Origin of the sequence: Trinickia sp., assembly GCF_036503415.1 — a bacterium.
Classification (GTDB): Bacteria; Pseudomonadota; Gammaproteobacteria; order Burkholderiales; family Burkholderiaceae; genus Trinickia.
The window spans coordinates 1-2,091 of record NZ_DASXWY010000217.1 but is presented as its reverse complement, the minus strand read 5'-3'; the positions used below and the strand labels follow the sequence as shown (position 1 = coordinate 2,091).

Genomic DNA, 2,091 nt, shown 5'->3' with positions numbered 1-2,091 from the left:
GCTGCTGTCATAGATTTCCACGGCGTACGACACCGAGCCGCTGAACGCGCCCTGGCCGCCGCGCACGGACTGCACGCCGTTATAGAGATTGCCCGCCAGATCGAAATGCATGAACTGCCCAACCAGCAGTTTTGTTTTTTCCGCGCCGGTCAAGGTCAGCTTGATGCGCAGCGTGTTGGGGCTCGGCTGCTGCGCGATTTGAAAGCGAGTGGCCAGTTTTTCCGAAAACTTTTTACCCATGTAATCGGCAAGCAAAGCGCGGTCGTCGGCCTTCAGGTCGCCAAATTGGTTGTCACTGCCCTGATACACGACGACCGGATCCAGCAGAACCTGCGTGTATCGCGACCAAACCGTGGCGGCGGTGTATTTGTAAGGCACTTTCGCGGCATCCTCGTCGTGGTTTTGCCGCAATTGTGCGGATGAGGAGATGCCAGAGTAGGGAACGGGCTGCACGCCAGCGCATGCTGACAAGACCAGGATAGCCGTGGCGGCGACAAGAAGCGGGACGACTTTCTTTTTGAGCATTTGCTTTCCTCGAGGGCAGTGGGAGCCGGGGAACCCTTTGGTTCCGGGCGGAATCGACGAGACCGAACGGTAGCACCGCAACGTTTCTATGTAAACCGTCTAGACGGATTGTTTTTGTGGCGAATGCGACGGTACAATAGCGCCGGCCGGCTTGAATAGCCCTCACGCCCCGCCGCAATCGTCGCGGCGTAATTGATATCGACCATGGATAATCAGACACGCTCGGAGATATCCCGCAGGAAAGCAATCGAAGCTGCGCTCACCATCCTTGCGCGGGATGGTGTTGGAGGACTGACGTTCGATTCATTGTCGCGTGAAAGCGGCATCAGCAAGGGTGGCCTTCTGCATCAGTTCAAAACGCGGCATGGAGTGTTATGCGCGCTTCTCGACTATCAGCGGCAGCAGTTCGAGCAGATCGCGACTGACTATCTGGCGAAGGAGGGCTCCACCAAGGACGAACCGATCCTCGCGGCCCAGATAGCGATTTACAGGGAAGCCATCAAACAGCCATCTTCCGTGGCCCGCGCAGGGCTTGCCGCCCTGATCGAAAGCCCGACCCTCCGTGAAGAACTCAAGACCTCGGACAAGGCGGTCATGCAAGCCTTGCGAGACGACGCGGCCGACCCGGATTTGTCGATGTTGCGATACTTCGCGGCCAGCGGCATCGCTTTTCATGCCTTGCTGGGCATGTCGGCATTGAGCGAGTCGGTACGCAAGAGATTGTTCGACCGGCTTCTCGACGAAAAGCAGTGGGGGGCTTCGACATCGCAACCGATGCGCCGCTCCCCTCGACGCTCAGACTGACTCGCTGCTGCGGGTCGATCGTCTGCCTCGAGTTGGGTTGCCTTTAGCCGCTACCGCACGCTGCTTCGCCGGGAACCAGAGCAGCATCACGAACGGAATGATGCGCAACATCAGTTTCCGCGTGACCCAATGCTCGAGGTCGATGCTCATGTCTCCACCTTAAGAGGTACAACTTTTAATGGCAGCGCCGCTGCATACGGCGCGCTCTATCCTGCATCTGCGGCTGGGCTCATGCCCTAGGCTGTCGCCTCGCTGGCCGCGACGATTGTGCAGATCGCCTCGGTGACTTGCGCCGTGGTCGCACTGCCTCCGAGGTCCCCGGTGTGGAGTTTTGGATTCGCCGTGACGGCTTCGATTGCGTGCATGAGGCGCTTCGCGGCATCGAACTCGCCGAGATGCTCAAGCATCATGACGGCGGACCAAAAAGTGCCGATGGGATTGGCCAGGCCTTTGCCCATGATGTCGAATGCCGAGCCGTGGATCGGCTCGAACATCGAGGGGTAGCGGCGCTCGGGATCGATGTTGCCTGTCGGCGCGATACCGAGGCTGCCGGCCAGCGCGGCAGCGAGATCGCTGAGAATGTCCGCGTGCAGATTCGTCGCGACGATCGTATCGAGCGATGCCGGCCGATTGATCATGCGTGCCGTCGAAGCGTCGACGAGTTCCTTGTCCCACTTGACGTCGGGAAACTCTGTCGAAATCTGAAGCGCCACCTCGTCCCACATGACCATCGCGTGTCGCTGCGCGTTGCTTTTGGTAATG

4 protein-coding genes are annotated in these 2,091 nt (G+C 59.3%); 1 reads left to right on the top strand and 3 read right to left on the bottom strand.

Going from position 1 to position 2,091, the window contains the following annotated elements; all coding sequences use genetic code 11:
• On the bottom strand, nucleotides 1-525 hold a 525-nt coding region (locus tag VGL01_RS24940; protein WP_331574175.1), incomplete at its 3' end, for a DUF3313 domain-containing protein.
• A gap of 204 nt (nucleotides 526-729) precedes the next feature.
• On the opposite strand from VGL01_RS24940, the gene VGL01_RS24935 reads away from it, so the two are divergent.
• A complete protein-coding gene (locus VGL01_RS24935) occupies nucleotides 730-1,329 on the top strand; it encodes a TetR/AcrR family transcriptional regulator (RefSeq protein WP_331574173.1) in 600 nt (199 codons plus the stop codon).
• Here the strand turns inward: VGL01_RS24935 and VGL01_RS24930 are convergent.
• Together VGL01_RS24930 and VGL01_RS24925 are read right to left on the bottom strand one after the other, a co-directional pair.
• Nucleotides 1,321-1,479, bottom strand: coding sequence for a hypothetical protein (locus tag VGL01_RS24930; RefSeq protein WP_331574171.1), 159 nt, complete (start codon nucleotides 1,477-1,479; stop codon nucleotides 1,321-1,323). The genes VGL01_RS24935 and VGL01_RS24930 overlap by 9 nt on opposite strands.
• Nucleotides 1,480-1,565: 86 nt before the next feature.
• The coding region (locus VGL01_RS24925; RefSeq protein ID WP_331574169.1) for an isocitrate/isopropylmalate family dehydrogenase at nucleotides 1,566-2,091 on the bottom strand (526 nt) is incomplete at its 5' end.

Coding starts and splice junctions, on each gene's coding strand:
- VGL01_RS24930 (WP_331574171.1), bottom strand. CDS start 1,479: ATGAGCATCGACCTCGAGCATTGGGTCACGCGGAAACTGATGTTGCGC.
- VGL01_RS24935 (WP_331574173.1), top strand. CDS start 730: ATGGATAATCAGACACGCTCGGAGATATCCCGCAGGAAAGCAATCGAA.